At 62.0% G+C, this 26,660-nt stretch carries 25 protein-coding genes and 3 pseudogenes; 11 read left to right on the forward strand and 17 right to left on the reverse strand.

All coding sequences use genetic code 11. The features are described 5' to 3' along the window. Window positions 1–18: 18 nt before the first annotated feature. From ACSJJT_RS02125 to ACSJJT_RS02140, 4 genes are all read right to left on the reverse strand, one after another. On the reverse strand, window positions 19–777 hold the full coding sequence (locus tag ACSJJT_RS02125) for a succinate dehydrogenase/fumarate reductase iron-sulfur subunit (RefSeq protein ID WP_435916716.1): 759 nt from the start codon (window positions 775–777) through the stop codon (window positions 19–21). Then, a complete protein-coding gene (locus ACSJJT_RS02130; protein WP_435916717.1) occupies window positions 774–2,906 on the reverse strand; it encodes a fumarate reductase/succinate dehydrogenase flavoprotein subunit in 2,133 nt (710 codons plus the stop codon). The genes ACSJJT_RS02125 and ACSJJT_RS02130 overlap by 4 nt, the downstream gene beginning before the upstream one ends. Next, complete coding sequence (locus ACSJJT_RS02135) at window positions 2,903–3,673, reverse strand: succinate dehydrogenase cytochrome b subunit (RefSeq protein WP_435916718.1); 771 nt, start codon at window positions 3,671–3,673, stop codon at window positions 2,903–2,905. Before ACSJJT_RS02135 ends, ACSJJT_RS02130 begins: the two co-directional genes overlap by 4 nt. A gap of 135 nt (window positions 3,674–3,808) precedes the next feature. Beyond that, the gene (locus tag ACSJJT_RS02140; RefSeq protein ID WP_435916719.1) at window positions 3,809–5,227 is read right to left on the reverse strand and encodes a glycine--tRNA ligase; all 1,419 of its coding nucleotides are present in this window, start codon (window positions 5,225–5,227) and stop codon (window positions 3,809–3,811) included. A 213-nt stretch (window positions 5,228–5,440) separates the two neighbouring features. On the opposite strand from ACSJJT_RS02140, the gene ACSJJT_RS02145 reads away from it, so the two are divergent. Further along, the gene (locus ACSJJT_RS02145; protein WP_435916720.1) at window positions 5,441–5,851 is read left to right on the forward strand and encodes a Fur family transcriptional regulator; all 411 of its coding nucleotides are present in this window, start codon (window positions 5,441–5,443) and stop codon (window positions 5,849–5,851) included. On the opposite strand, the gene ACSJJT_RS02150 is transcribed toward ACSJJT_RS02145, so the two are convergent. Next, window positions 5,852–6,526 carry a response regulator gene (locus ACSJJT_RS02150; RefSeq protein WP_435916721.1) on the reverse strand — a complete coding sequence of 225 codons (675 nt, stop codon included), beginning with the start codon at window positions 6,524–6,526 and terminating at the stop codon, window positions 5,852–5,854. A gap of 338 nt (window positions 6,527–6,864) precedes the next feature. On the opposite strand from ACSJJT_RS02150, the gene ACSJJT_RS02155 reads away from it, so the two are divergent. After that, on the forward strand, window positions 6,865–7,053 hold the full coding sequence (locus tag ACSJJT_RS02155; protein WP_435916722.1) for a hypothetical protein: 189 nt from the start codon (window positions 6,865–6,867) through the stop codon (window positions 7,051–7,053). A gap of 52 nt (window positions 7,054–7,105) precedes the next feature. Then, window positions 7,106–8,269, forward strand: coding sequence for a sensor histidine kinase (locus ACSJJT_RS02160; protein WP_435917032.1), 1,164 nt, complete (start codon window positions 7,106–7,108; stop codon window positions 8,267–8,269). Between the two features lie 73 nt (window positions 8,270–8,342). Here the strand turns inward: ACSJJT_RS02160 and ACSJJT_RS02165 are convergent, their stop codons facing one another. The 3 genes from ACSJJT_RS02165 to recO form a co-directional block, all read right to left on the reverse strand. After that, window positions 8,343–8,930 (reverse strand): hypothetical protein, encoded by a 588-nt coding sequence (locus ACSJJT_RS02165; RefSeq protein WP_435916723.1) that lies wholly within the window; start codon window positions 8,928–8,930, stop codon window positions 8,343–8,345. Further along, the gene (locus ACSJJT_RS02170) at window positions 8,930–9,592 is read right to left on the reverse strand and encodes a hypothetical protein (protein ID WP_016667436.1); all 663 of its coding nucleotides are present in this window, start codon (window positions 9,590–9,592) and stop codon (window positions 8,930–8,932) included. Before ACSJJT_RS02170 ends, ACSJJT_RS02165 begins: the two co-directional genes overlap by 1 nt. A 178-nt stretch (window positions 9,593–9,770) precedes the next feature. Further along, window positions 9,771–10,511: a DNA repair protein RecO gene (gene recO, locus ACSJJT_RS02175; RefSeq protein ID WP_279186643.1), complete on the reverse strand. Its 741-nt coding sequence runs from the start codon at window positions 10,509–10,511 to the stop codon at window positions 9,771–9,773. Window positions 10,512–10,656: 145 nt separating this feature from the next. On the opposite strand from recO, the gene ACSJJT_RS02180 reads away from it, so the two are divergent. Together ACSJJT_RS02180 and ACSJJT_RS02185 are read left to right on the forward strand one after the other, a co-directional pair. Next, window positions 10,657–11,322 (forward strand): hypothetical protein, encoded by a 666-nt coding sequence (locus ACSJJT_RS02180; RefSeq protein ID WP_435916724.1) that lies wholly within the window; start codon window positions 10,657–10,659, stop codon window positions 11,320–11,322. Window positions 11,323–11,544: 222 nt separating this feature from the next. Continuing rightward, the gene (locus ACSJJT_RS02185) at window positions 11,545–12,240 is read left to right on the forward strand and encodes an isoprenyl transferase (RefSeq protein WP_435917033.1); all 696 of its coding nucleotides are present in this window, start codon (window positions 11,545–11,547) and stop codon (window positions 12,238–12,240) included. A 21-nt stretch (window positions 12,241–12,261) separates the two neighbouring features. On the opposite strand, the gene leuA is transcribed toward ACSJJT_RS02185, so the two are convergent. Beyond that, window positions 12,262–13,986: a 2-isopropylmalate synthase gene (gene leuA, locus ACSJJT_RS02190; RefSeq protein ID WP_435916725.1), complete on the reverse strand. Its 1,725-nt coding sequence runs from the start codon at window positions 13,984–13,986 to the stop codon at window positions 12,262–12,264. Window positions 13,987–14,231: 245 nt separating this feature from the next. Here leuA and ACSJJT_RS02195 point away from each other — a divergent pair. Further along, window positions 14,232–14,468 (forward strand): annotated as a pseudogene (locus ACSJJT_RS02195) (amidohydrolase); the annotation flags it as partial. A 145-nt stretch (window positions 14,469–14,613) separates the two neighbouring features. On the opposite strand, the gene era reads toward ACSJJT_RS02195, so the two are convergent. From era to ACSJJT_RS02215, 4 genes are read right to left on the reverse strand one after another with little or no spacing between them, the layout of a single operon-like run. Then, window positions 14,614–15,636 (reverse strand): GTPase Era, encoded by a 1,023-nt coding sequence (gene era / locus ACSJJT_RS02200; RefSeq protein ID WP_435916726.1) that lies wholly within the window; start codon window positions 15,634–15,636, stop codon window positions 14,614–14,616. Then, window positions 15,629–16,927 carry a hemolysin family protein gene (locus ACSJJT_RS02205; protein ID WP_435917034.1) on the reverse strand — a complete coding sequence of 433 codons (1,299 nt, stop codon included), beginning with the start codon at window positions 16,925–16,927 and terminating at the stop codon, window positions 15,629–15,631. The genes era and ACSJJT_RS02205 overlap by 8 nt, the downstream gene beginning before the upstream one ends. After that, the gene (gene ybeY, locus ACSJJT_RS02210) at window positions 16,924–17,391 is read right to left on the reverse strand and encodes an rRNA maturation RNase YbeY (RefSeq protein WP_435916727.1); all 468 of its coding nucleotides are present in this window, start codon (window positions 17,389–17,391) and stop codon (window positions 16,924–16,926) included. Before ybeY ends, ACSJJT_RS02205 begins: the two co-directional genes overlap by 4 nt. Continuing rightward, window positions 17,388–18,416: a PhoH family protein gene (locus tag ACSJJT_RS02215; protein ID WP_435916728.1), complete on the reverse strand. Its 1,029-nt coding sequence runs from the start codon at window positions 18,414–18,416 to the stop codon at window positions 17,388–17,390. Before ACSJJT_RS02215 ends, ybeY begins: the two co-directional genes overlap by 4 nt. A 36-nt stretch (window positions 18,417–18,452) precedes the next feature. Here ACSJJT_RS02215 and ACSJJT_RS02220 point away from each other — a divergent pair, with 36 nt between their 5' ends. Further along, window positions 18,453–19,595 carry a phosphotransferase family protein gene (locus tag ACSJJT_RS02220; protein ID WP_435916729.1) on the forward strand — a complete coding sequence of 381 codons (1,143 nt, stop codon included), beginning with the start codon at window positions 18,453–18,455 and terminating at the stop codon, window positions 19,593–19,595. A 191-nt stretch (window positions 19,596–19,786) separates the two neighbouring features. Here ACSJJT_RS02220 and pip read toward each other — a convergent pair whose 3' ends face one another. After that, window positions 19,787–20,791 (reverse strand): prolyl aminopeptidase, encoded by a 1,005-nt coding sequence (pip, locus tag ACSJJT_RS02225; protein WP_435916730.1) that lies wholly within the window; start codon window positions 20,789–20,791, stop codon window positions 19,787–19,789. Window positions 20,792–20,828: 37 nt separating this feature from the next. On the opposite strand from pip, the gene ACSJJT_RS02230 reads away from it, so the two are divergent. Beyond that, window positions 20,829–21,581: a queuosine precursor transporter gene (locus tag ACSJJT_RS02230; protein WP_036976556.1), complete on the forward strand. Its 753-nt coding sequence runs from the start codon at window positions 20,829–20,831 to the stop codon at window positions 21,579–21,581. A gap of 126 nt (window positions 21,582–21,707) precedes the next feature. Here the strand turns inward: ACSJJT_RS02230 and ACSJJT_RS02235 are convergent. The 3 genes and pseudogenes from ACSJJT_RS02235 to tgt form a co-directional block, all read right to left on the reverse strand. After that, window positions 21,708–21,874 (reverse strand): annotated as a pseudogene (locus ACSJJT_RS02235) (ABC transporter permease); the annotation flags it as partial. Window positions 21,875–22,107: 233 nt separating this feature from the next. After that, window positions 22,108–22,223, reverse strand: a pseudogene (locus tag ACSJJT_RS02240) (sensor histidine kinase); the annotation flags it as partial. Window positions 22,224–22,341: 118 nt separating this feature from the next. Next, window positions 22,342–23,583, reverse strand: a complete 1,242-nt coding sequence (gene tgt, locus ACSJJT_RS02245; protein WP_435916731.1) for a tRNA guanosine(34) transglycosylase Tgt — start codon at window positions 23,581–23,583, stop codon at window positions 22,342–22,344. A 148-nt stretch (window positions 23,584–23,731) separates the two neighbouring features. On the opposite strand from tgt, the gene ACSJJT_RS02250 reads away from it, so the two are divergent. From ACSJJT_RS02250 to ACSJJT_RS02260, 3 genes are all read left to right on the forward strand, one after another. Beyond that, window positions 23,732–24,463: a hypothetical protein gene (locus ACSJJT_RS02250; RefSeq protein WP_435916732.1), complete on the forward strand. Its 732-nt coding sequence runs from the start codon at window positions 23,732–23,734 to the stop codon at window positions 24,461–24,463. Window positions 24,464–24,465: 2 nt separating this feature from the next. Then, the gene (locus ACSJJT_RS02255; RefSeq protein WP_435916733.1) at window positions 24,466–25,695 is read left to right on the forward strand and encodes a hypothetical protein; all 1,230 of its coding nucleotides are present in this window, start codon (window positions 24,466–24,468) and stop codon (window positions 25,693–25,695) included. Window positions 25,696–25,797: 102 nt separating this feature from the next. Next, entirely contained in the window at window positions 25,798–26,649 is an 852-nt protein-coding gene (locus tag ACSJJT_RS02260) for an EamA family transporter (protein WP_435916734.1), read from the forward strand. The last annotated feature ends 11 nt before the right edge of the window (window positions 26,650–26,660 follow it).

Consider the following 26,660-nt stretch of genomic DNA (forward strand, 5'->3'; position numbering starts at 1 on the left):
CTCAGCTGACTTTTCCACTCAGTTGTCCTTGCTGCGCGCTCCTCGGAACCCAGCACGCCAGCGCTCACGGTTAACCCGGGCGACGGCCACCAGAGGAATGCTCACCGGGCAGGCCTCAACGCACTCCCCGTAGAGGGAGCAGGGCCCGAAGTTCTCGTCGAGGGCGTTGACCATGCGACGGGCTCGCTTCGAGCGTTCCTGACGCCCCTGTGGCATCATCGCCAGGTGCGAAAGTTTCGCGCCCGCGAACAGCATCGCCGCGCCATTCGGGCACGCCGCCACGCACGCTCCACACCCGATACACGACGCGAAGTCGAGAGCCTGCTCAGCCTCGGCATGCGGCTGTGGCACCGAATCAGCATCGGGCGCCGTACCCGTCATGACATCGACCGTTCCACCGGCCTGAATCAGGTGGTCCAGGCTCGTGCGGTCGATGGCGAGGTCACGGATGACCGGGAAAGCCGACGAACGGAATGGCTCAATCTTGAAATGAGTGATGTCGGGGAACGCCCGCAAATGCTGACGGCAGGCCGGAGTATTCGGCAGCGGCCCATGGGGTTTGCCATTGACGACAAACCCACAGCACCCGCACACTCCCTCACGACAATCAGACTCGAAAACAATCGGGTCCCCGCCGTTCTCGACAATCTGATCATTGAGTCGGTCGAGCAACTCGAGGATGCTCCACTCCGGCTCGGCGTCCTCGACGACGTGGTGCTCATAATGTCCCTTGGCGTCCGGGCCGTTCTGACGCCAGATGTCCAGTTCCACCCTCATCGGTAATCCCTCACCTGTAGATCGATCAACGAGAACGACAGCGGCTCGCTGTGGCGCACCTTGGTGCCGTCAGGTCGTGTCTCCCACGCTGAAACCGCACACCAGTCATCGTCATTGCGTTGGGCCTCGCCGCCCTCGGTGGCGTACTCGGTGCGGAAATGCGCACCGGCCGATTCCCGGCGGTCCAGAGCGTCAAGAATCATGACTTCACCAAGCTCGATGAAGTCGGCCACTCGACCAGCCTTCTCGAGTTCTTGGTTGAGCCGATTTCCCGTTCCAACCACCTTGACGTCCCGCCAGAACTCTTCGCGCAAGTCGCGCACCTTCGTCAGGGCGTCAAGCAACCCAGCCTCATCGCGGGAGACCCCGCATCCCTCGTACAGGATGTCACCAAGTTTGCGGTGGAACCACTCCGGCCGATGCGTTCCGCCGCAGTTGAGCAAGGCATCGGTGCGCTTCTGCACCTTCTCGATGGCTGCTTGAACTTCAGGGGCATCGAGGGGAAGCACAGGCTTGCCGACGAATCCGGCCAGGTAGTTCGGCACGGTCAGAGGCAAGGTGAACCACCCGTCGACGCTGGCCGACAGCAGGGAGTTGGCTCCCAGCCGGTTGGCGCCGTGGTAGTTGTTCGAGGCCTCACCACCGACGAACAGACCCGGGATGGTGCTCATCTGGTCGTAATCGACCCACAGGCCACCCATTGTGAAGTGGGCTCCCGGGGCGATACGCATCGGCACCTCGTAGGGGTTCTCCCCGGTGGCATCGAGGTACATGTCGAAGAGGTTTCCGTAACGCTCCGCAATGGTCTTCTTGCCCAGACGCTGGATGGCATCCCGGAAGTCCAGGTACACCGAGTTCTTCAGCGGACCGACGCCGTGCCCGGTGTCGATCTGGGTCCGGGCGTTACGGGAGGCCACGTCACGGGGCGTCAGGTTGCCGAAGGCCGGGTACTTGCGCTCCAGGTAGTAGTCGCGCTCGTCTTCCGGGATGTCATTGGCAGGACGGTCGTCACCGGCCTTCTTCGGCACCCAGATTCGGCCGTCATTGCGCAACGACTCACTCATGAGGGTCGTCTTGGACTGCCAGTACGAGCTGACCGGCAGGGCGGTCGGGTGGAACTGCACGAAGCAGGGGCTGGCGAAGTAGGCCCCCTGACGGTGCGCCCGCCAGGTCGCGGTGGCGTTGGATCCCTTGGCCAGGGTTGACCAGTGGTAGACCGACCCGTATCCGCCGGTGCACAGGATGACGACGTGGGCCGTCCATGCCTTGATCTCACCGGTGAGCAGGTCACGAGTGACGATGCCCTGGGCCTTGCCGTCGGCGACGATGAGGTCGAGCATCTCGGTGCGGTCGTGCATCGCCACCGAACCGGCGTCAATCTGGGCCTGCAGGGCCTGGGAACAGGCAACCTCGAGCTGCTGACCAGTCTCACCGCGGGTGTAGTAGGTACGGGAGACCTGCACGCCGCCAAAGGATCGGGTGGCCAGCTGACCACCGTACTCGCGAGCGAACGGAGCACCGATGGCATACATGTGGTCGATGACCCGGACTGACTCGGTACCGAGTCGAACGACGTCAGCCTCACGTCCTCGGTAGTCCCCACCCTTGACGGTGTCCTTGACGAATCTCTTGAGGGAGTCGCCGTCAACCTTGCGGGAGCGAGCGGCGTTGATACCGCCCTGCGCGGCCACCGAGTGGGCCCGGCGCGGGGAGTCGTGGAAGCAGAAGGCGTCCACGTGGTAGCCAAGCTGGCCCAGGGTCGCGGCGACACCGGAGCCCGACAGCCCCGTTCCCACCACGATGACGTTCATCTTGCGACGGTTGGCGGGGTTGACCAGCTTGTACTCGCTCTGACGACGAGCCCACGCGGTCAGCGGGTCGCCCTCGGGAGCCTTGCCGTCCAGCTCGTCACCGACACGGTATCCGGCCTTCTTCTGAGCCGGTCCGAGCGTGTCACGGGCCTTGGAACCCTTGCGGACCGACCGCTTCGACACACTCACCTCAGCCCGACGCGGCTGGGGCTGCTCAGACGTGGCCAACTCCTTGGTCAGCTCGTCGCCGGCCTCCTCACCGTGGCGACCGACAATCATCCCGAGAGGCTTCTTGATGGCATCAATGACGTTTTTCATGAGATCACCCCGGCGAGAATAAGCATGGGAAGTGCGCCGTTGCACACCACGATGGCCAGTGCGATGAGCAGGCCGATCACCGTCCAAACGGCGCGGAGACGACGACCGGTTCCGCCGAAGTCATTGATGGTGTTGCGCACGCCTTGGCAGATGTGCAACCCGATGATGATCATGACGATGGTGTAGAAAATCGCCATCCACGGACGCGACAGACTGGCAATGAGATTCTGGTACGCGGTGATCTGGATGTCGGGGGTTCCCTCATTGACCGGACCCCGGAAGGATGCGGACGCAACACCCATGCCCAAGGTCAGGTCGAGGATGTGCACCACGATGAAGGCCAGGATGACGATGCCCGACAGCACCATCGTGCGGGCCCCCCATCCCAACGCCTTCATGTTGTGTCGGGAGAACTTTCCGCGGGCTCGTCGACCCCGTGCCCAGATCGTCAGAGCGGCCCACACATGCAGGACCAGACAGACGAGCAGCATGATCCGGAAGCACCACAGCACCCCACCTATGGGGAACAGTGGGTACAGGACCGTGCGGAGGAACTCCGCGTAGGCGTTGTAATCACCTGGGCCCATGAAGGCCTTGAGGTTTCCGACCATGTGCACGAAGACGAACAACGCGAAGATCGTCCCCGTGATGGCCATGATCAATTTCAGTGTGACGTTGGAGGGACGCGCTGCGCTGTGTGCGCGAGTGGACACGGCATCCCCCCTGCGTTCAAGTTCACGTCGCTCTCGAACGTCAGGCACGCTCATGGAGTCATCACCCTTTCGCTGATATTCGATCAGCTTAAAGGACGACGTATTCACCAGGCACACCGGGGTCGGGGTACCCGCAATCGATACCCCGACCCCGATGTCAGAACGTGCCGGATTGGTCCGACCAAGCGATCAGCAGCCAAGCAGCTTTCCGGCGAGGTAGTCCTCGACCTTGTCCACCGCGATACGCTCCTGACCCATGGTGTCACGGTCCCGCACCGTCACAGCATTGTCGTCAAGACTGTCAAAGTCCACAGTGACGCAGAACGGAGTACCAATCTCATCCTGACGACGGTACCGCTTACCAATGGCCTGAGCGTCGTCGAAGTCGACGTTCCAGTGCTGACGCAGGCGAGCCGCCAGATCGCGAGCCTTCGGAGACAAATCAGAGTTACGGCTGAGCGGCAGCACAGCAGCCTTGACCGGCGAGAGACGCGGATCCAGCTTCAGGACAGTACGCTTGTCAACACCACCCTTGGCATTCGGAGCCACATCCTCAGTGTAAGCCTCAACCATGAACGCCATGAGAGAACGCGTAAGACCAGCCGCCGGCTCAATGACGTAAGGCAGGTAGCGCTTGTTGTTGGCCTGGTCGTAGTAGGACAGGTCCTTGCCAGAGTGCCTCGAGTGGGTACCCAGGTCGAAATCGGTGCGATTGGCGATGCCCTCGAGCTCGCCCCAGTCGGAACCGACGAACCCGAACTTGTACTCGATGTCGACGGTACGCTTCGAGTAGTGGGAGAGCTTCTCCTTGGGGTGCTCGTAGTGACGCAGATTGTCCGGGTTGATACCGAGGTCGGTGTACCAGGCAGTGCGGTTGTCAATCCAGTACTGATGCCACTCCTCGTCGGTACCGGGCTCGACGAAGAACTCCATCTCCATCTGCTCAAACTCACGGGTGCGGAAGATGAAATTTCCGGGGGTGATCTCGTTGCGGAAGGACTTACCGGTCTGAGCGATGCCGAACGGTGGCTTCTTACGAGCGCTGGTGAGCACGTTCTGGAAGTTCACGAAGATGCCCTGGGCGGTCTCAGGACGCAGATAGTGCAGACCAGACTCGTCCTCAACCGGGCCGAGGTAAGTCTTGAGCATCATATTGAAGTCGCGAGGCTCGGTCCACTGGCCCCTGTTGCCACAATTAGGACAGTTGATCTCCCCCAGAGAGACGGAATCCGGATCGTCGATCCCGTGCTTGACAGCGTGGCCCTCCTGAAGATGGTCAGCACGCATACGCTTGTGACACGACAGACACTCGGTCAACGGGTCATTGAAAACACCGACATGACCGGACGCGACCCACACCTCGCGAGGCAGGACGACCGACGAGTCAAGGCCGACGACGTCGTCACGACAGGTGACCATGTAACGCCACCACTGCCTCTTGATGTTCTCCTTGAGCTCGACGCCGAACGGGCCGTAATCCCAGGCCGCCCGAGTGCCACCGTAGATCTCACCACAGGGGAACACGAATCCGCGACGCTTGCAAAGGTTGATGACGTTGTCGAGTGTGCTGATGGAGGCCACAGCCGTCCCCTTCTTCCAAGTCCTCATTGGAGTGGACACCCGGATGGCGCCCACGCGGGCAGCGCCACCTACAAATTTGCATATCCAGGCAGCGAGACCGTTGACCAGCCTACCGGTAACCGCACGGCAGCGATGACCACCGGCGCCGCCTCGGAACCGTCCCAGCCGGGTGCACGTGAGGTGATCCACAGGACACTGGGGTAGATTTGGGCCAGTCCCAGACCCAGTAGTGAGGTGATCATGGTGGAGAACCGGCGGCGCACGACAAAACAGCGCCTTGCCATTCGTGCTCTGTTTGACGATGAGTCGTTCTTCCTCACTGCTCAGCAGGTCCACGACCAGCTGAAAGAACGCGGGGATCAGGTCGGCCTGGCCACGGTCTACCGAAACTTGCAGACGATGGCCGAGGACGGCGAGCTCGATGTCCTTCGCTCCGAGGATGGCGAGATGACCTACCGGCGTTGCTCCTCAGCTCACCACCATCACCTGGTGTGCCGCAATTGCGGCAAGGCCGTCGAGATTGACCCGGAGAAGATCCTGGAGGACTGGGCACGCGACCTCGCGGCCAAGCACGGGTTCAGCGAGACCGGACACGAACTGGAGTTGTTCGGGATCTGCTCGGAGTGCTCAGCAAAGCGCGAAAACTCCTGATCAGCGGCGCAACCGCGGGGCGACGAGACCAAGCTCGCAGGCTCGCACCAACACCTCAAGACGGCTGCGCACTCCCAGCTTCTTTGCCAGATGGCCAAGACGCTGTTTGACGGCAGACTCGCTGAGGCACAATTCCTCCGCGATCGCAGCATTCGACAATCCCTCGGCGAGAAGCTTGAGGACATCGTCGTCGGCATCGGAGAGTTCCACCGGTGCCATGTCGACCTGACGAGGTGTCGCTGTGCCCCCGGCTTGGGCCGAGAAGGCCTCAACGACCCCCCGGGCGATCTCCGGCGAGACAGTCACCTGGCCGGCCATGACGGCGCGTACTCCGGCGATGACAGCTTCGGGCTCGGACTCCTTGAGGAGGTACCCGGCCGCACCGGCAAGGATGGCCTCGACGACGATGTCCCGGCGGGCGAACGTGGTCAGGGCGACGACGCGGACACCAGGATGACGGGAAGTGATCACTCGGGTCGCCGTCAGACCGTCCATCTCAGGCATCTTGAGGTCCATGAGGACGACGTCGGGCACCAGTTGATCAACAAGATCGACGGCTTCACGACCGTTGGAGGCCTGACCAACAACCTCCATCTCCTCCACGCGGGAGAAATAGCCCGCGAGGGCCTGCCTCATGATCGGATGATCGTCAGTCACGACGAGTCGAACTGACATCAAACCTCCCTGTGTCTTCGCTGGATGCCATCGTCCCGGGCCCGGGGAATGACCACACGAACGAATGCCTCCAGCGCTCAATCATCTGTCGCCATCAGCGCGAGACCTCCAGGCGGTCGCGCGCAGTCACCATCCTCGCACGTGTGATCGGTTCCACCGCAGTGCGGTACCAGAATCGACCCCACGGTGGTCAAACGTCCACAATCTGAACGCGACCATGCCCATGAGGCCAGGAAAACCCCATCTCACGCGGCTTGTGGCACTCAATACACCCCTATCGTGACATCAGTTGCTGGTCGATCGTTGTAGGTGACCCCGTTCGGGGATAGATTGCTGCCATGAAGAAACTCATCGCCACTGCGTTGGCTGCCCTAGCAGTTAGCTCCTTCTCGATCACCACCATTCCTGCCCAGGCCTCCACCGGGTCCACCCCGGTTCAGAACGCCGTCAATACACAGCCAAAGGCGCATGCCGAGGGAGTCATCGACGGCCTGTGCAGCATCTACCCCAATTGGTGTTGGGACTGATCCAGTACCCGTGCCCAATGTCTAGACCGTCTGGGCCATGGGAACACATCAAATGAATAGTGGTTCGCCTGAACGACGCCTCATTCCCAAAGGGAGTAGTCAGAGTTCTGCTGTCACGGCTACCGTCATCACCGTGCTGGTACTTTCCGGCGTGGACGATCTGCGTGTGGCTGTTGTCACACACCGGTGCAGCAGCGCAATGATCTGGATGATGGCCACTTACATCTTTGTCACGGTGGCCCTGCTGTGCTGGCAGCGTCCTACACTACAGGATTTGCTACTCCTTGCGGGATTGGGCAGTAGTGTCGTCGCAGGAAAGATCGCATTCAGCATTCCCCTGTTGGTCGTGCTTGCATTCTTTGCCAGCCAACACGGCATAAGACGCCATTTCATTCCGATAATTGTCGGGGCCGGTGTCGTCATAGCTCGGGCGACCATTCATGGAACGCGATGGGCTTCCATTTTGTTGGTCACAGGCCTCGCATGCGCAATCGGTGTCGGATTCGGCTCCGCATTTCGCTGGCTCGATCACCGCCGCGAACAGGCGGAGGAACAAGCAGCTGGCGCCCTCGAACAGGCAGCGCATGCCCGTGAGGAGGAGCGTCAACAGCTGGCTGCTGAGCTCCACGACGTCGTGGCCAAGGACCTCACCGTCATCACCATGCTGGCGGGATCCCTTCGTCTCAATACTGCTGATGAAGACGTCATCAGGGCGTCGAAATCGATTGAAACGACGTCCCGAACGGCCCTTGACGACCTTCAGCGCCTGCTCTTGGTGCTACGTAACCAGAATCTTCCGCTAGCTTCCTCCCCCACCCACGAGGAATCTGTCGAGGCCACCGTGGCAGCCGTGGTGACGCGTCTTGAAACCTTGGGATGGCACGTCGATTGGTCGGTTGATTGTGAGCCGATGCCTGTGAGTGTGTCCGACGCCGTCAACCGAATCCTCGATGAGTCGACCGCGAACGCGATCAAACACAATGGCCCAAGCAGGGCAAAGATCATTGTCCACGAAGATGGCGATGACGTCGTCGTCACCGTCTCCAATCCGGTTACCGAATCCGAGATTGAACCCGTCCGTTCCACCGGAATGGGTATTGCACGACTCAAGGAGCGCGTCTCCCTGCTCCGTGGCGAGATCACCATTGGCCTGCGCAATGGTTGGTGGGTCGTCAATGCGCGAATCCCCCGAGCGAAGCCCATTCGCGAAACCTGACAACTACTTTCACACACATGGAAGGGGAGGCCGGTAGGATGCCGGCCTCCTCTTTTTTGTTGTGTCTGGAATCTCAGAAGAGTCCGGCGTTCTGACGGTGATTCATGTCGTTCCAGGTCCACTTCTGGGAATTTATGTCCTGGTCATTCCGCGTGGTGGTATCATTTGGAAGACGACCAACCTGCGAGGTGGTGATCTCCTGGACGATGCGACCCTCGTGGTGCCGGGTCTGGCCATCGGCGAAGTTGAAGTTGGCGACGACCTGGTTCTCGCCCGAGCGAAGTCCGTTGGCGAGGATCACTCGGAAGGTGCGTGTGGAGGTCGACTCGTCGAACCCGAGATCCGTCACGGTGGCACCGTTGTAGCCCTTGGGAGTGATGACACGGTTGACGTCGGTTGGCCCGGAGACGGTGTGGACCTTGACGATGAACTGTACGACCGGCAAGGGGGCGTAGTAGTTCTTCGTACCGACATTGCTCACGTGCAGCGCTACCAGACCGGGATGCCCCGGCTTCTTGAGCGGGGACACGCTGTACATGACGCTGAGGTCGTGGTCAGGACGAGCCGGAGGCTCGGTATCTGCGGCCTGGGCTGCCAGCGGAGCCGATGCCAACAGTCCAGTGGCGACCAAAGACGCACCGAGTGCACGGAACTTCTTCATCAGTTGTCACCTCCGTTGACGAAGCCATCTCCGCCGGGGACGAGCTCGGTCGGATCGTTGTAGACCTTCACCTGAACAGAGGTCGTGCGAGGAGCGTGACCCTTGAAGGTCCAGGCATTTCCCCAGGTGCCATTCATGAGGCAGCGCTGTTGAGTGCCGGAGAACTGGACGACATGGAAGCCGTAGGTGGCACGGGCAGTCTTGTGAGCCGGCACCTTGTACGGGCCGATGGCCTGACCGGTGTGCCAAGACATCTCCCAAGCTATCGTCGAGCTGATCTTGGCCGTCACGCCGGAGAACTGTCCACCGACGTCACCAGTGACGCTGGCCTTGATGCTCTCGTCCTTGCCCACAGTCTGGGTGAGCGTCAACTCCTCGTCCGTGGTGTTCGTCATCTCGAAGGCCCCGTAGGGCTTGAAGGTGTCACTCACCTGCGAGATCACGGTGCGGTAGTCGCCCCGGTTGCACACCGGATGGTTGTTGCGCCGATTGGCCTTCACCGGTCCACTGGTACTGGTGTGGACGATCGGGACGTTGTAATTGATCGTCGAAGTGTCGTCGTTGTAGCCGCTGTGGGCATGAGCTTGGGAAGCAAAGGACCCAGCAAGGGTGATCCCCGCTCCCACGACACCCAGGGCGCGGCGCATCCCGTGACCCATCATGTCCGTCTCCTTCTGGTTCGTTGTATCCAGATCCCCATTGGGATCTGATCCGAACGTTATCCAGAGCGGTGATGTAGTACGCCCCACGAGAGCCAACGGAATACTTCGGTACACAACAGTGTGAACAAAGGTCTGTCCTCGCCACCCCAGATGGCCAAAAGTTGGGCCCCGGGACGGGTCAGCGTTCCAGGAACGGCATCGATCGTAGTCCTCGGTCCATGTGCCAGGACACGAATGCGGCGACAAGCCCCGACCCTTCCCGGATCCTGGGCCACGTCACCTCCCGAGTCGCGGGCCAGTCCCCCACCAGCAGCGCCCGCAGGTAGACGATCGTCTCCTCATGAGGATGCGGGGTGCCAGGGGGCTGACAATTGATGCAGACCACCCCGCCCAGGCTGGGCGAGAACCCAGGATGCGGTCCGGGCTCTCCGCAGCGGACACAATCGACCAGGTCAGGTGCATAACCCGAGGCCGACAAGGATCGCAACAGGTAGGAGTCCAACACCATCTCAGGTGGCCGTGGACCGTCAGCCGTCCCCCACCCAAGGACCCGCAACGCACCTGCAAGCAACCGATACTGGGCCGGAGCCGGCTCCCGATCCACCGGGACCAGGTGATCGGCGGCCTCGACCATGACCTCTGCGGCTGTGAAAAGCCCGTAGTCCTGACGCAGTGGCGCGGAATATGGGTGCAGGCATTCCACTTGGGCGACGACGTCGAGGTTTCGCCCCTGCACGAGCTGCAGATCGACGAGGTTGAAAGGATCCAGCCGGGCCCCGAACTTGCTGGAGGTGCGTCGGACACCTCTGGCCACTGCGCGAATCTTGCCGTGCTCCCGCGACAGCATGGAGACGATGCGATCAGCCTCGCCCAGCTTGTGCGTACGTAGGACGACAGCTTGATCGCGGTAGGTGGGCATGACACCCATTGTCTCCCAGCCGCGGTGCGCAACCGAAAATGCTCTGCGCAAAACTGCCATGCCCCGGCCTTTCAGGGTGTCCGCCTGCCCTGACGATGCTCCCACCCAGTACCGTTGTCGAGAACCCCACACCAGGAGAAGCCCCATGGACACCTTTGTCGCACTGCTCGGCAGCGTGTGGTACTTGGTGCTTGTGGCAGCCGTCAGTCCGGTCATGATCCTCAATGCCAGCGCCGCCGTGCATGGCCAGAAACAGAACCATGGCTGGGCCTTCGTGTCCGGGGCGGGGTTGGTGCTCGGCGCCATTGGCATCACGAGCTTTGGCTTGCTCGGAAGTGCCGCCACAGATTTCGCGTCCCGTCAGCTGGCCTCCCACGCGGTCGACCGCGTACTGGGTATTCTGCTCTTCCTCTTCGGCTGCTATCTGGCGTGGAAGAAATGGGGATCCCATCGAGTCCAGGAATTCCGACGCAAGACATCGTCAGGTCCACGATCCACAGGCGCACACGGCATGTTCACCTGGGGTGCTCTCGGCATGGCCACGAACTTCACCACGATCCCACTGTTCATCTCGTCAAGCCAACGCATCGGAACAGCCGACCTGCCACTCATCGTGCGCATCCTGACCTTCATCGTCTCGTGGTGGATCGTCCTCGTTCCGGCATGGCTGCCGGTCATTGTCGATCGTCTGCGACCCAATTCTTCGGGTATCTCCGGACGAACTCGAGAACGCATCAGCCATTGGACCAGCGTTGCCTCAGTCATCGCCTGCCTCGGCTCGGGAATCATCATCGTCTGGACGACCCTGTGAGGGTCGAAGCACGCTTGCCAGCAGCTGCTGGCCTGCCTGTGCCACTTGGGACGTCGGCTGTACCAAGACTGTCGGATCCCTGACGAGCGCAACGCCACTACGCTGTAACCCATGGCTCACACCACACCGCGCCCCCCGAAGCGCAGCCCGCTGCCGCATCCGTCCGGAGCCCGTCCTCCGGAACTGCCTCCGGAGCTCATCCCCCGACATGTCGCCATCGTCATGGACGGCAACGGGCGGTGGGCCAAGCAGCGCGGCCTCAAGCGAACCGAGGGGCATGCCCGTGGCGAGGACGCTCTGTTCGACGTCATAGAGGGGGCCATCGAGATGGGTATCCCGTATCTGAGCGCCTACGCCTTCTCCACCGAGAACTGGAAGCGCTCCCCCGACGAAGTGCGTTGGCTGATGGGATTCAACCGCGACGTCATCCATCGCCGTCGCGACCAACTCGACGCGATGGGGGTGCGTATCCGCTGGGCAGGACGCCGCCCCAAGCTGTGGAAGTCGGTCATCAAGGAGTTGGAGTCGGCTGAGGAGCAGTCAGCTGGCAACACCGTCCTGACGCTGCAGTTCTGCGTGAACTACGGCGGTCGTGCCGAGATCATCGACGCGGTGCGCGACATCGCCAGGCTTGCGGCTGAGGGCAGGACCGACCCGGGCCACATCACGGAGAAGACTTTCCGCACCCACCTCGACGAGCCGGAGATTCCCGACGTCGACCTGTTCTGGCGCACGTCAGGAGAGCAGCGGACCTCGAATTTCCTGCTGTGGCAGTCGGCCTATGCCGAAATGGTGTTCTCGGACGTGTTGTGGCCCGACGTTGACCGTCGAGACCTGTGGGACGCCATCCTCGAGTACGCCAAGCGGGACCGCAGATTCGGTGGGGCCATCCCCAACGAGGTCAGCCCCACCGCCTGATCTTCTGGTGCCCGGTCCGAGTCAGCGCCGGGAACGATTCACCGCACTGACAACAGCCTTCAAAGACGCCTGAGTGATGTCGGGATCGACTCCGACACCCCAGAGGATCTGCGAGGTCTCGCCGTCTCCGATCTCGCACTCAACGTAGGCGGCTGCCTTCGCGGTGCCGCCAGAGGTCATGGCGTGCTCGGAGTAGTCGAGCACCTGGACGGCGACGTCGAGGGAGGCCAGGGCGTCGATGAATGCCGAGACCGCACCGTTGCCCTCACCATGGACCTGGGTGTCCTCGTCATTGTTTCGCAGGTTGGCGGTGAGCTGGTACGTGCCGGACTCCGTTGAGGTCGTACGGCTGACCAGCTCGATACCGGGCACCTGCAGGTACTCGCGGTTGAACAGGTCCCAGATCTCGTCGTGGGAGATCTCGCGGGCCTGGTCGTCGGTGTAGTTCTGCACCGCGCGGGAGAACTCGATCTGCAGACGACGCGGCAGGTCAACCTGGTGCTCGGTCTTCATGAGGTAGGCCATGCCACCCTTGCCGGACTGGCTGTTGACGCGGATGACGGCCTCGTAGCTGCGGCCCACATCATGCGGGTCGACAGGCAAGTACGGGGCCTCCCAGGCGGTCTCGTTGACGTCAATGCCCTTCTCCTCGGCGCGAAGGGTCAAGTCTTCCAGCCCCTTCTTGATGGCGTCCTGGTGGGAGCCGGAGAACGCGGTGAAGACCAGATCGCCAGAATAGGGCTGGCGAGCTGGAACCGGCAGACCGGTGCAGTACTCGACGGTGCGGCGGATCTTCGGCATGTCGGAGAAATCAATGCCAGCGTCAGCTCCCTGGCTGACGAGGTTCATGCCCAAGGTGACCAGGTCGACGTTGCCGGTGCGCTCACCGTGGCCAAAGAGGCAGCCCTCAACGCGATCGGCACCGGCCATCTGAGCGAACTCGGCGGCCGCGACAGCGGTGCCACGGTCATTGTGCGGGTGCACGGAGACACAGACGTTCTCGCGACCGCGGATGTTGCGGCAGAAGTACTCGATCTGGTCGGCGTAGGTGTTCGGGGTGCTCATCTCGACGGTGGCCGGCAGATTGAGGATGATCTCGCGGTCTGGACCGGGCTGCCAGACGTCCATGACGGAATGGCAGACCTCGATCGCGAAGTCGGTGGGAGTCTGGCTGAAGATCTCCGGGGAGTACTCGTACCCGAACTCGACGTCATCCAGGTACTTCTCGGCGTACCTGACGACCCACTCGGTGCCGCGGTGGGCCAGGTCGATGCACTGCTTCTCGTCGATCTTGAACACGACGCGACGGAAGAGTTCGGCGACCGCGTTGTACATGTGGATGGTGGCGCGGTGAGCGCCGACCAAGCTCTGCGCGGTGCGTTCGATGAGGTCCTCGCGAGCCTGGGTCAGGACAGAGATGGTGACGTCGTCAGGAACGATGCCTGACCCGATGACCTCACGGACGAAGTCGAAGTCGGTCTGGGAGGCTGAGGGGAAACCGATCTCGATCTCCTTGTAGCCCATCTCGACGAGCAGCTCGAACATCCTCATCTTGCGGGCTGGCGTCATGGGGTCGATGAGTGCCTGGTTGCCGTCACGCAGATCGGTGGACAGCCAGCGCGGAGCGTGGTCGAGAGTCTTGTCGGGCCAGGTGCGTTCAGACAGCTTCTGTGGGACGAAGGGCTTGTAGCGACCGATGGGCATGGGGCTGGTCAGCTGGCACGGGCGGGGCTGAATTCGCGTCATCAGTAGTGGTCTCTCCGAAAGTGTGTGACTTCTCGGGCAGCCCGATCACCCGCAGCGAGGAGGCCACCCTTTCAACGGGCCTCGCTGCGGCACACAAGCAGGAACGCGCGCGACCGCGACATGGATCTGAGGGTACACCGCCGTCGCGAAGCCACGGTATCCTTCTCAAATCCGTCCGAAGCGTGACATCGACCGCCGCCGGCCCGAAAGCCTGACAGGGTGCCGCTGATTCCTCGGAGGCGGACAGTACCGAGCCCATCCCGCACGGGTTTGGCTTCCGGTCCTCGGTATGGGGCTCGAGCCCGGATGCCCCACAGCTCGATGCCGTGGCCGGCGACCGTGCGGTCGTCCTCGTCTCGGCTGACCTGTACTCGATGTGGTGCAATACTGCGGCGATGCGCAAACTTGGCGTCCACGGTGAGGGATTCTTCCGTGAGAAGGCCAGCTTCGACGTCCAGACCCCGCTCTCCGACGTCGATCCATGGGGTCCCGTGAGGGTAGCCGTCGAAGGGACCGTAACCCCTCGACCTGCCCGGGGAGGAACTGGCAGGGCTGACCAACGACCTGCCGATCGCCGGCGGTGAGGTGACGGCCTCAGCAATGTGAGACCGTCATCGGCCCCAGACCTCAGAATCCCAGTCGATTGAGATACCTGGGGTCGGACTGCCAGTTCGGCAGCACCTTGACTTGAAGGTCCAAGTGGATCGGCGTGCCCAGCAGAGCAGAGATCTGCTGCCTGGCCTGGGTGCCGACCTCCTTGATGTGGGATCCGTGGTGGCCGATCATGATTCCCTTCTGGGAGTCACGTTCGACGATGAGGGAGGCGTGAACGTCAAGCAGCGGACGGTCCTCCGGTCGTCCCTCACGCAGTCCCATCTCCACGATCTCCACGGCCAGGGAGTGTGGGAGCTCCTCGCGCACACCCTCCAGGGCCGCCTCGCGGATGAGTTCGGCAACGAGGGTCTCGGTCGGCTCATCGGTGACCTCGCCGTCCGGGTAGTAGGCGGGTCCCTCGGGTAGCAGGGAGGCGATGACGTCGTGGACCTCGTCGACCTGCTCACCGGAGACCGCCGAGCAGGGGATGATCTCGGCGAACTCGATGCCGACCTCCTCCTGCAGCTTGTCGATGGCGGTGAGGTGCTCAGCCATCCGCGCCGAGGAGACCAGGTCCGACTTCGTCGCCAGGGCGATGAGTGCGGGCTTCCTGGGAAGGTCAGCGATCTGCTTGACGAGGTAGGTGTCTCCCGGCCCGACCCGCTGATTGGAGGGCAGGCACACGCCGATGACGTCGACCTGGGTCCAGGTGTCGAAGACGAGGTCGTTGAGCCGCTGCCCCAACAGAGTGCGCGGCTTGTGGAGTCCGGGGGTGTCGATGACGACGATCTGGGAGTCCTCGTCGGTGACGACGCCACGGATGACGTGACGAGTCGTCTGCGGCTTCGAGGAAGCAATCGCAATCTTCGAGCCGACCAGAGCATTCGTCAGGGTCGACTTGCCTGCATTCGGACGTCCGACGAAGCACACGAACCCGGAGTGGAACCCGGCCCGGGTGGACTCGGCCACCCGGGCTGCCACGTAGTCGACGTCGGAGATCTCCTCGTCGTCGCTGTCCATGAGATCGGCCAGCGAGGGCATCTCGTCGTCACTCATCGTCGTCCTCCTCCTCTGGAGTTTCCTCGGGGGCCCGCTTCACCAGGCAGGTGTCCACCTGGTGACGTCGACCGGTCGCCTTCTCGGCAGTGATCTCGAGCCCCTCCCAGATGATGACAGATCCGGGGATCGGGACGACGGACAATTCCTTGGCCATCAAGCCACCGACGGTCTCGACATCATCATCGTCAAGCTTGAGGTCGAACAGCTCGCCCAGGTCGTCAACCGGTAGTCGGGAGGAGATTCGGAAGACTCCGTCCTCGATCTCCTCGGTGAGGGCTGGTTCGGCGTCGTACTCGTCAACGATCTCGCCGACGATCTCCTCGACGATGTCCTCGATCGTCACCAGGCCCGCGGTACCACCGAACTCGTCGACGACGACGACGAGATGGTTACGGTCGCGCTGCATCTCGCGCAGCGCCTCGTCGACCGGTTTGGAATCGGGAACGACGACTGCGGGACGCATGATCGACTCGACGGTCTCGGACGCGTAGCCCTCCGGGTTGTCAAGAACTCGACGGGAGAGGTCCTTGAGGTAGACGACGCCCCGAACGTCGTCGAGGCTCTCACCAATGACCGGCACTCGGGAGAATCCGGAACGCAGAGCCAGGGACATGGCCTGACGCAGGTTCTTGGACTGCGGGATGAAGACGACGTCAGTACGCGGGACCATGACCTCCTTGGCGAGGGTGTCGCCCAGTTCGAAGACCGAGTGGATCATCTCGCGCTCGTCGGCCTCGATGAGGTCGGAGGCCTCGGCGTAGTCGACCATCTCACGCAGCTCGGCCTCGGAGGTGAACGGGCCTTCGGCGTATCCCTTGCCAGGGGTCAGCGCATTGCCGATGAGGATGAGCAGGGCCGCGATCGGGCCCAGGACCTGCGCCACCACACCCCACGGACGCGACCAGAAGGTGCAGATCGCGGTGTCATGCTGGCGACCCAGGGTACGTGGGGCCACTCCCCAGGCCAGGAAATCGACGAAAACCATGATGGCCACGACGACGAGTACCTGCTGCCAGGGCAGATCGAAATGACCGAAGATGAGGAGCGCAACGAGAGCCGTCGCAGTCACCTCGGACAGGACTCTCACCAGCATCGCGGTGTTGATGAAGGGAGCTGGATCGGCCACCATGTCCTGCACCCGCAGATGGGGCTTCCGCCCGTCGGCGGCCAACTCCTCGGCCTTGGAATGGGACATGTGCTGAAGGGCCGTCTCCATGGCCACGTTGAGGCTTGCCAACACTGTGAAGATGAAGGCGATCGCCAGAACGACCCACTCCTGCTGCGTCACCGCTGACCTGCCTGACCTCGATGATCGTCCCATGCGGCGATGATCTCGTCGTTGAGCCCGAACATGATGCGCTTCTCCTCTGGCTCGGCGTGGTCGTGGCCGAGCAGATGAAGCAAACCGTGAATGAGGAGGTATTCCGCCTCGCCGTCAGGGGTACGGCCATTCTCGGCAGCCTGACGAGCGGTGACGCTCGGGCACAGAACGATGTCGCCGAGCAGACCGGACGGCGCATCCTCGTCGTCGCCGGGAGCGCGCATCTCGTCCATGGGAAAACTCAGCACGTCGGTCGGCCCGGGCAGGCCCATGAACCTTTCGTGGTAGGCCTCCATCGTGTCCTCGTCGACAAGGATGATCGACAGCTCCGAGGACGGATGGATGCGAAGCCGATCCAGGGCGAAGGTCGCCAGTCCGACCAGCCCCTCCTCATCGGCCGGGGAGCCGGACTCATTGGTGATGTCGATCATCGGGTCTTCCTGTTCTTGCGCGGGTTTCTGGGGCCGTGTGGCTCGACTACGGTGTCGTAACGGTCGTAGGCGGCAACGATCTTGCTGACGAGGCGATGGCGGACAACGTCACGGCTGGTGAGGTTGCAGAAGGCGATGTCGTCGATGCCGTCGAGGATGCCCTGCACCACTCGCAGACCGGAGTTCACCCCGCCGGGAAGGTCGACCTGGGTGATGTCACCGGTGACGACAATCTTGGAGCCGAACCCCAGACGGGTGAGGAACATTTTCATCTGTTGCGGTGAGGTGTTCTGGGCCTCGTCAAGGATGACGAAGGCATCGTTGAGGGTGCGACCACGCATGTAGGCCAGCGGCGCCACCTCGACGGTTCCGGCGCCGATGAGACGCGGGATGGAGTCCGGATCGACCATGTCACGCAGCGCGTCATAGAGCGGGCGCAGGTATGGGTCGATCTTTTCGGACAGTGTGCCCGGGAGGAAGCCGATCTTCTCCCCCGCCTCCACGGCCGGACGGGTGAGGATGATCCGGCTCACTTGCTTGGTCTGCAGGGCCTGAACCGCCTTGGCCATCGCCAGGTAGGTCTTGCCTGTACCAGCGGGGCCTATGCCAAAGGTGACGGTGTTGGCGTCAATGGCGTCGACATAGTGCTTCTGGTTGAGGGTCTTCGGACGAACCGTCTTGCCACGATTGCTGAGGATGTCAGCCGTCATGATTTCGGCTGGCCCCTCTCCGTTGCGGGTCATCGCGACGATCCGGTCGACGTCGTCGACCGACAGCCCCTGCCCAGTACGGATGATGGTGGTCATCTCCGTGAGGATGTCGTTGGCGTCGGCAAGATCGGCGGGATGCCCGGCGAGGTGAATCTCGTTGCCTCGCACCAGGATGTCGGCACCGAGGGCATCCTCGAGATGCTTGAGAAACTCGTCGTTGGGACCGACCAGCGTGACCATGGGAATCGATGCCGGCACCGTCACGACTCGGCGCGCTGGGCCGTGTTTGCCGGTATCGGTGTTGTGGGGGTGCAAGGTGGTGGTCAGGGCTCTCTCCGCTATGACGTGAATGTGTACTCTCTCACTGTAGACGTAGCCAACGACTGTATTGATCGCCGCGGTAGCCAGGAGGTGGAGATGGGACTGGGCTGGCTCGACGACGCCGCGTTCGTCCTGGGCACGGAGTTGTCCCTTGACGAGGTCTTGCGCGACGGGGTGCGCACCAGCGTCGCTCGGTGCTGGGTGGACGGTTCCACCGTGGCCAGCGAGGGAGCCCACACCGTCATTGCCAAGTGTTTTCGCTCCAAAGCCATGGCCCACAACTCCGGCGGTTTCGGGATCGTGCGGGAATGGGCTGGACTGGCGACGATCCCCGAGGCGCCACGGCTGCTGGCCGCTGACCTGGATCTTGGAGTCATCGTCATGGCAGATCTCGCAGCGGTGCGAACTCTCGGCGACGTGCTGTCCGGGTCTGATCCTGATGCCGCTATGGAGGCGGGCCGCGCATGGGGACGCGGTCTGGGGGCGACGATGCGCCACGCCGATGTGGCGACCTTCCGACAGCTCATCAGGAAGGCCGATCCGGAAACGCTGTCCGCAGGTGGCCCGGCCTCCCCTCGGCTATCGGGGCGCGGGGCGGTTAGGCTCGCTGAGCTGTTGGACGACGAGATGCTCAGCCCGGAGGCGTCTGCCGAGGTCAGACTGTTCGCCGAGCTCGCAGGCGGGGATGACGCCGTCCTCACCCAGGCTGATCCGTGTCCGGGAAACGTCGTCATTCCCGCGGATGGGGGTGACGCCACCTTCATCGACTTCGAGGCCAGCAGCGTCCATCACCCCGCAGTCGACGTGGCTCATCTGCAGGTACCGTGGGTCAGTTGTGACGACTCCGGGCAGGTGAATAGGGCCTTCCGAGAAGCTGCCCTGGCCGGGTACGTGGAAATCGGACCCGAGGTCAGTGATGACATGGTCGCCCTCGCTGCAACTGCAGCCACCCTTCAAACCACCGAGTTGTCCGTGGGTCCATTGCAACGTCGAGAGGTTTCCGGACGATTCGGCACTGGGCGTCAACGTCTGGTCTCGCGGTGGCGATGGGTCGCCGAACACCCTGGAAGGACGCCGGAGTTGGCGTCCCTGTGCCGCCGGGCAGCTGATCTGGCCGTCCAGGAGTGGGGTTGGCCCGGGGAATTGGAGACGGTCCCCTGCTTCCGCGGGTGATCAGTCCCGGGACAGGCCCAGGAGCGCTACGTGGTGCGAATGGATCGAGCGTCTTGGCAGGATTCCAGGGCTGTGACGGTCTCAGAATGGGTGGTGTCACCCTTGTCCTCCCGCACGACCGCACTGGTCGACGTCCTCGGACGCGGAAGAGGGCCGACACCTCTCGACGCCGGCCCTCCGAGATCCAGACCTCAGCCGCGAAACTGATCGGTGGCCTTCACCAGCTCGGAGGCGACGAGCGGCTCGAAGGCCGAGTGACCAGCCAGCACGATGCGCAGATCGGCGCTCGGCAGCACCTTGGACAGACAGAGGGCGGTGACGTCTGGGCAGCACATGTCGTAGCGGCCCTGGACGATGATCGTCGGGATGCCGGCAAGCTTGTGGGCATCACGCAACAGCTGTCCTTCCACCATGAACCCGTGATTGACGAAGTAGTGGTTCTCGATGCGGGCGAAGGCCAGCGCGAACTCCGGATCGGAGAACTCCTTGACGTGGGATGGGTCGAAGGAAAGCGAGGTGGTCGCTCCCTCCCAGGTCGTCCAGGCCACGGCCGCAGGACCGTGGACATCGGGGTCGTCGTCCCAGAGCAGGTCGTAGTAGGCGGCGATGTTGTCGCGGGAGAAGTCATGCCCGGCTCGACGCAGCGGCTCGCAGAACTTCTCCCACAGCTCAGGGAAGACCTCGGAAGCACCGAAGTTGTAGTACCAGTTCAGCTCTTGCTCGCGCAGAGTGAAGATGCCGCGCAGCACGAGTTCGGTCACCCGCTCGGGATGACTCTCGGCGTAGGCCAGGGACAGACATGATCCCCAGGACCCGCCGAAGACCTGCCAGCGCTCGATGCCGAGTAGCTCCCGGATGGTCTCGAGATCCTCGACGAGCTTCCAGGTGGTGTTGGTGGTCATCTCCTCCGGAGTGCGAGCCTTGGCAATGTGCGGGGTCGACAGACCGCAACCGCGTTGGTCGAGGACGACGATGCGGTAGGCCTCGGGGTCGAAGAAACGACGGCGCTCGACACCGCCACCGCCGCCAGGGCCACCATGCAGGAAGACCACCGGCTTGCCATTGGGGTTGCCATACTGCTCGACGTAAAGCTGTTGACCATCACCCACATCGACCATCCGGGTGTCATAAGGCTCGATCGGCGGGTAAAGATCTCGCTGTGGGCTGATGCTGAGTTCCGAGCTTGCAAGGGTCACGGAAACCTCCTTTGGTTGTGGTCGTCACCTCGATGGTATTTCTCAACACGGATACCATTTCGCCGTGACATCAGACTCCTCCAGCCGCAGATCATCTGCCACCATCCGCCCGACGTATGCCGATCGCGGGTCTGGGCACTACGACATCCTTCTAACCCTCATGTGTGTCGTGGTCATCCTGTCGAACATCGGCGGATCGAAGGGAGTCCAGCTCGGCCCCATCACCACCGACGGCGGGTTCTTCCTCTTCCCGCTCGCCTACGTCATGGGAGACATCACCACTGAGATCTACGGGATCAAGGCTGCTCGCCGGGCCATCGTCATGGGGTTCATATGTGCAATCCTCTCGGTGCTGTGCTTCTGGGCGATCATTGCCCTTCCGGGGTTCACCGATCCCTACTCTGTGGCTCATGACGCCGCCCTCGAGATGTCGCTGGGACCGCTGTGGCAGATGGTGCTGGCCGGTGCGTGCGGATTCCTCGCCGGGCAGTTCACGAATTCGGTCATCATGGTTCGTCTCAAGGCCAAGTGGTTGGAGCGCGGCCTGGTCGGTCGACTGATGGGGTCCACCGGCGCTGGTGAGGCCGTCGACACCGTCATCTTCTGCGCCATCGCGGCACCAGTCGTCGGAATCACCAGCTTCGGCCAGTGGTGTAACTACGCCTTCTTCGGATTCTTGTGGAAGACCCTCGTTGAGTACGCCTGCATCCCGATCACGACTCGCATCATCGCGTGGATCAAGAAGCGTGAGCCGACCTACCAGGAGAGGCTGGCAGCAGCTCAGCACTGACGCTGTGCCTCGAAATACCGGCGAAATCTGCCAATAAACGCCGATGGTGACGTTGCCATCATGGTGTCGGGCCGATTTTTGGCAGATTTCGCTGACAGTCCCGTACACCAGCACCTTCGAACGTCGCGCCACGAATTCGTTCGGCCTCCAAGCGTTCTCGACGCTGACCCGGCCGTTCGTCCGCAAGATCGAGTGTCGATAGATCCTTTCTCCTGCGAGCACGGAGAACGCCATGAGGACAAGGGCCACCGCCGCGCGCGATGACCGAGCATGCGCAGCGGAATGAAGACCAGCCGTCACCCTGAAACTTGCGATCGGCCTCGGCCTCATCGGCAGCCCGAACCACCTCGATCTTGTCCATTACCTCGCTGACGGCCAGGTCCCACTGGGACACCTCTCGGTAGATCTCGCTCAAGCTCGAGCGAAGATGGTCCAGCTTGATCAGTCCGCCACGGTTCATCGGCTCGGTGACGATGATCTCGAGGAGACGGTCGATCTGAGTGGAACCACGGAATTCGACGAGGGCGATGGTGCCGCCCAGGACCTCGACCCGCTCGGGCATCCCGTCGATCATCACCCTGGTCGAGGGAGCCGATCGAATCGACCGACCATTATCAGTGACCCCACCTCGACGTCGTCATCGACGTCAAGGGCGTCCATCGCCACGAAGGCCACGATCGACTCTCGCGTTCGCGAGCGTCACGAGTGGCGCCTTCAGTCTCTTCCGTCGCGAGGCCGAGGATGAGGGAGAACAGGCATATCAGTTGGCCTTGACCAACCTTCCACCGTTGATATTCCAACGACCCATGAAATCGGTCTCGAGAGCGTCGAGCTCTCCATGCCGCATGGCAGCGCGAATCTGATCGACGAGCCGAACCGTCCAGCGTTCGTTGTGGATCGTCGCCAGGGTGTTGGCTAGCATCTCCCTCGCCTTGAACAGGTGGTGGAGGTAGGCACGGGAGTAATGGGTGCAGGTGTAGCAGTCACAGCCCTCCTCCAACGGACCGAAGTCACGCCGGAATCGGGCGGTGTTGACGTTGTAGCGCCCATCGACGGTGTAGATGGCGGCGTTGCGGGCCACCCGGGAGGGGTTGACGCAGTCGAAGGTGTCGACACCCGCACGGCAGGCGGCGAAGAGGTCGTCAGGCTCGGAGATGCCCAGCAGGTGACGGGGACGATCTTCCGGCAGTTCCTCGGCACACCAGGTGACGATCCGCCCAAGATTGACCTTCTCGATGGCACCTCCCAGGCCAAAGCCGTCGAATCGCTGGCCGTCAATCTCCATCTGCGACAGATCCCGGCAGGCCTTGCGGCGCAGGTCCTCGTACTGAGCACCCTGGACGACCCCGAAGAGGGCTTGGTAGGGCTTGCCGACCCGGGCCTCGGTGAGGCGACGATGCTCGGCCAGGCAGCGTTCGGCCCACCGTCGCGTACGCTCCAACGCCTCCTCCTGGTAGGAGCGGGTGTTCATGAGCGTGGTCAGCTCGTCGAAGGCGAACATGATGTCCGCACCGAGACAGTGCTGAATCCCCATCGACACCTCAGGGGTGAAGCGATGAAGGTCACCGTTGAGGGGGCTGCGGAAGGTGACGCCGTTCTCGTCGACCATGGCCTTACGGTCGGCGTCGGCAGCCATGACGTCATCCTCGGTCAGCTCGGAGATGTCCATCGCCAGAGTCTTCTTGAACCCGGCGCCGAGGCTGAGCACCTGGAAGCCACCGGAATCGGTGAAAGTAGGGCCGCTCCAGTTCATGAACTGGCCCAGTCCTCCGGCCTCATCGACAAGTTCTGGTCCTGGCTGCAGGAAAAGGTGGTAGGCGTTGGCCAGCACGGCCTGAGCCCCCAGTGCCGCCACGGATTCAGGTAGCAGGGACTTGACGGTCGCCTTGGTCCCGACGACAACGAAGGCCGGGGTCTCGACGGAGCCGTGTGGTGTGTGGATGATGCCGGTGCGCCCGCAGGCGTCGTCAAGACGTGAGGTGACCTCGAAGCCGAATGACATGGGCGCCATTGTATTGGCGAGTCCAACCCAGGTACGCCGAACCAGAGGGGACCAATACCCTACCCTGCCCTTCTCCGGTACGGGCCTGTTGCTAGCGTGTAGCTACGCTGTGAGCAATGTGGCTCACCTCCGAGAAGGAAAGATACCCATGAAAGCTGTTCATACTCTGGGGATGGCCGTCGTCGGCGCATTGCTCACCGCGACGACCTCCGTAGCACCAGTACATGCGACTGCGTGGGATAGTGACATCGACACGTTGATGCGGTTCACGCCTGAATCGACGAGAACGGATGTGATCAAAGGCGTTGAGTCCTTGGCTGGTCAACGCAACGAGTCACCGGAACAGACTGCTGAGTTCCTCGTTGCAGAAGTCACTCGCGAAGCCCGCGAGTCGGGTTTCGGCGGCTTCGCGACGAGATCGTCATCGAGCGGTTCCGAAGACTGCCCCGCCCATCCTCTTGAGGCCAAGCATCGTGGTGACATCATGTGGACAGCTGCCGGACCTGCTGGCATATCGACGTGGAATCATGTTGCTCTGTACGCCGATCCTAATCGCCTCGCGGAAGCCCCCGGATTAAGGAAAACTACTCGAACGATTTACGCAAGATCGAAATGTGTATCTCGCAATTGGGGGCGATATGGCCTCAAAGGCATACCCTGGTCGGCGCGAGAAAACGCAAAGACCTGGGCATATGCCCACCTCGGTAGACCATACAAGAAAGAATTCTGGAACAATAAGAAGGTTGAGGACTCCCATTACAATTGTTCCCAGTTCGTGTGGGCAGCATACAAGACCTCCGGATATGACCTTGATTCCGATGGCGGACCAGGTGTTTACCCTGATGACATTCGAGACAGTCATTATCTCGTGCATTACTGAAGATGAAAACCGCATCAACCATCATGAAATCAGCACATGAAGGTCGCAAGCGCACGAGGCTTGCGACCTTCATGGTGGCGGTGATCTGTGTCATCACGACCACCGCCTGCGCAACGGTCCAGACGACGCCCATCGGTGAAACCGATACGCTTCCCGCCGATGTCAGGATCGCGACAGCTTGGAGCCAACCAGATGACCCCATCTTCAATCGTCCGGGGCTCTTGTCCCTCGACGGCGACACCACCCATGCAGTCAAAAAACTGGACAACGCACCCCGATACACTAGCGTCGGCTCCGATACTGACGGGAACGTTGCCTTCATCGACTTCTCCAACATGTACGTCATAGGGAAATCAGGAACCAGGATCATACCCCGGACAGATCCTTACGTATCGGATTCAGCCTTCACCCAGCCTTATCCCCTCAGAGACGGAGAATTCGCATTCTTGTCAAATTGGGGTGACGATCCATCAAATCCCGACAAATACACATTCCTCCTCGAATTCACCGATGGCACATCAATGCACATACCACACTGGGTTTCCGACCTTGCCATGTGCAACAATCAAATCTACGGGATGGCGTGGGACACGAACCGAGATCCCACGAGAGTGCAACTATTCCGCATCGACCAACAACACCGCAAGACAATAGACTTAGGACCCTTTCTGACAACAGAGTGGGGTTTGCACCCCGAAAGCGGCCTCACATGTCGCGGCGGGGAACTCGTCGTGCGACTGGGGGCAACATCATGGAACAAGAAGGCGACATATCCTCAAACCACCCTGGCATTCTTCAACCTGAAAACAGGATCAGCCCGGCAAATCCCGATCACCGATGAACACGGAAAACCCCTCAATACGATCGACGGCGGAGGAGTCCGTGAAGACAGCAGCGGTGGCGGCTCAGACGCGGTCATCATGGGACATGAATTCATCTGGACCCTCCTGTCCGGACAGGTCGTGGCCACTGACCTGACCACTGGAAAATCCCGCCTCATCGTGAACACCCACCTGGCCACAGACCAGGGAAAACCACCTCGAATCCAAGGCAAAACCGTCGGAGTGATCGACACCTCCACCGACACCCCCACCATCCGCCTTTACGATCTGGAAACCGGAGCCATGATCAAAGAAGTGGACTCATCAGCAGCCAAGGAAGCCCACGAACGCTCCGGAGGTGCATTTTCTGACCTAACCCTGTCAGGATTCGCCCTGGTGGTGCCGCGCTGAGGTCAGCCACAGAACCGATACACCGAGTGTGGGGCATCGATCCAGACCCTCCAGGGCGCGACGAGCCGACAGCAGCGCCATGATCGTGGCAGGTGCGCCACTATGGTGGGCCCCGTGCGCGGAGTTCTTTTCATGTTAGGAGCTGTCCTCTCAGTTCAAATCGGGGGAGCTTTGGCTGCCACCCTCATCCCTCAGGTGGGACCGCTGGGAACCGTTGCGTTGCGAATGTCGCTGGCCGCCCTTCTCATGGCCCCTGTCGTCAGACCTCATCTACACGACCACACCCGCGACGACTGGATGAGGGTGCTGGCTCTGGTCATCGCCCTGGGCGGCTTAAACACCGCCTTCTACTTCTCCCTGGAGCGATTGCCGCTGGGTGTGGCAGTGACCGTCGAGTTCCTCGGGCCACTGGGGATGGCCGCCCTGGGAAGCCACTCAGTGCGTGACTGGTTGGCGATCCTGCTCGCTCTGGGCGGTGTCGTCGGGGTCTCCGGGGCCCTCAATGCCGATTGGGCCAGCATCAGCATTCTCGGCCTCCTGCTGGCCTTCACCGCCGGTATCTTCTGGGCCCTCTACGCCAAGTCAGCACAACTCGTCGGGGCGAGTTGGTCGAAGCTCGAGGGGTTGTGGTGGGCCATCGCGCTGAACTCGGTCGTCCTGCTGCCGATCGGATTCGTTGCCCAGGAGGCTGACCTCGTCCAGCCCCGCCACCTCCTCATTGGTCTCGTGGTAGCCCTGATGTCCTCCGCCCTGCCCTACAGCCTGGAGATGTACGCCCTGCGCCACATTGACACCACGGTCTATGGCGTCTTCACCGGTATGGAACCGGCCGTGGCCGCAACCGCAGGATTCTTCATCCTGGGCCAGACCCTCACCCCGGTGCAGATGGTTGGCATGGCTTTCGTCGTCGCAGCGGCCTGGCTCGTCATGGCCCGCGGCCGTCAACACGACTGACTACGCTGGTC

Origin of the sequence: Cutibacterium nasicola (assembly GCF_051303185.1) — a bacterium.
Lineage (GTDB): Bacteria > Actinomycetota > Actinomycetes > Propionibacteriales > Propionibacteriaceae > Cutibacterium.

Excerpts from the sequence above, each read along its gene's own strand:
- ACSJJT_RS02125 (WP_435916716.1), bottom strand. The coding sequence starts at position 777 with ATGAGGGTGGAACTGGACATCTGGCGTCAGAACGGCCCGGACGCCAAG.
- ACSJJT_RS02130 (WP_435916717.1), bottom strand. The coding sequence starts at position 2,906 with ATGAAAAACGTCATTGATGCCATCAAGAAGCCTCTCGGGATGATTGTC.
- ACSJJT_RS02135 (WP_435916718.1), bottom strand. The coding sequence starts at position 3,673 with ATGAGCGTGCCTGACGTTCGAGAGCGACGTGAACTTGAACGCAGGGGG.
- ACSJJT_RS02140 (WP_435916719.1), bottom strand. The coding sequence starts at position 5,227 with ATGAGGACTTGGAAGAAGGGGACGGCTGTGGCCTCCATCAGCACACTC.
- ACSJJT_RS02145 (WP_435916720.1), top strand. The coding sequence starts at position 5,441 with ATGGTGGAGAACCGGCGGCGCACGACAAAACAGCGCCTTGCCATTCGT.
- ACSJJT_RS02150 (WP_435916721.1), bottom strand. The coding sequence starts at position 6,526 with ATGTCAGTTCGACTCGTCGTGACTGACGATCATCCGATCATGAGGCAG.
- ACSJJT_RS02155 (WP_435916722.1), top strand. The coding sequence starts at position 6,865 with ATGAAGAAACTCATCGCCACTGCGTTGGCTGCCCTAGCAGTTAGCTCC.
- ACSJJT_RS02160 (WP_435917032.1), top strand. The coding sequence starts at position 7,106 with ATGAATAGTGGTTCGCCTGAACGACGCCTCATTCCCAAAGGGAGTAGT.
- ACSJJT_RS02165 (WP_435916723.1), bottom strand. The coding sequence starts at position 8,930 with ATGAAGAAGTTCCGTGCACTCGGTGCGTCTTTGGTCGCCACTGGACTG.
- ACSJJT_RS02170 (WP_016667436.1), bottom strand. The coding sequence starts at position 9,592 with ATGATGGGTCACGGGATGCGCCGCGCCCTGGGTGTCGTGGGAGCGGGG.
- recO (WP_279186643.1), bottom strand. The coding sequence starts at position 10,511 with ATGCCCACCTACCGCGATCAAGCTGTCGTCCTACGTACGCACAAGCTG.
- ACSJJT_RS02180 (WP_435916724.1), top strand. The coding sequence starts at position 10,657 with ATGGACACCTTTGTCGCACTGCTCGGCAGCGTGTGGTACTTGGTGCTT.
- ACSJJT_RS02185 (WP_435917033.1), top strand. The coding sequence starts at position 11,545 with ATGGACGGCAACGGGCGGTGGGCCAAGCAGCGCGGCCTCAAGCGAACC.
- leuA (WP_435916725.1), bottom strand. The coding sequence starts at position 13,986 with ATGACGCGAATTCAGCCCCGCCCGTGCCAGCTGACCAGCCCCATGCCC.
- era (WP_435916726.1), bottom strand. The coding sequence starts at position 15,636 with ATGAGTGACGACGAGATGCCCTCGCTGGCCGATCTCATGGACAGCGAC.
- ybeY (WP_435916727.1), bottom strand. The coding sequence starts at position 17,391 with ATGATCGACATCACCAATGAGTCCGGCTCCCCGGCCGATGAGGAGGGG.
- tgt (WP_435916731.1), bottom strand. The coding sequence starts at position 23,583 with ATGTCATTCGGCTTCGAGGTCACCTCACGTCTTGACGACGCCTGCGGG.
- ACSJJT_RS02250 (WP_435916732.1), top strand. The coding sequence starts at position 23,732 with ATGAAAGCTGTTCATACTCTGGGGATGGCCGTCGTCGGCGCATTGCTC.
- ACSJJT_RS02255 (WP_435916733.1), top strand. The coding sequence starts at position 24,466 with ATGAAAACCGCATCAACCATCATGAAATCAGCACATGAAGGTCGCAAG.
- ACSJJT_RS02260 (WP_435916734.1), top strand. The coding sequence starts at position 25,798 with ATGGTGGGCCCCGTGCGCGGAGTTCTTTTCATGTTAGGAGCTGTCCTC.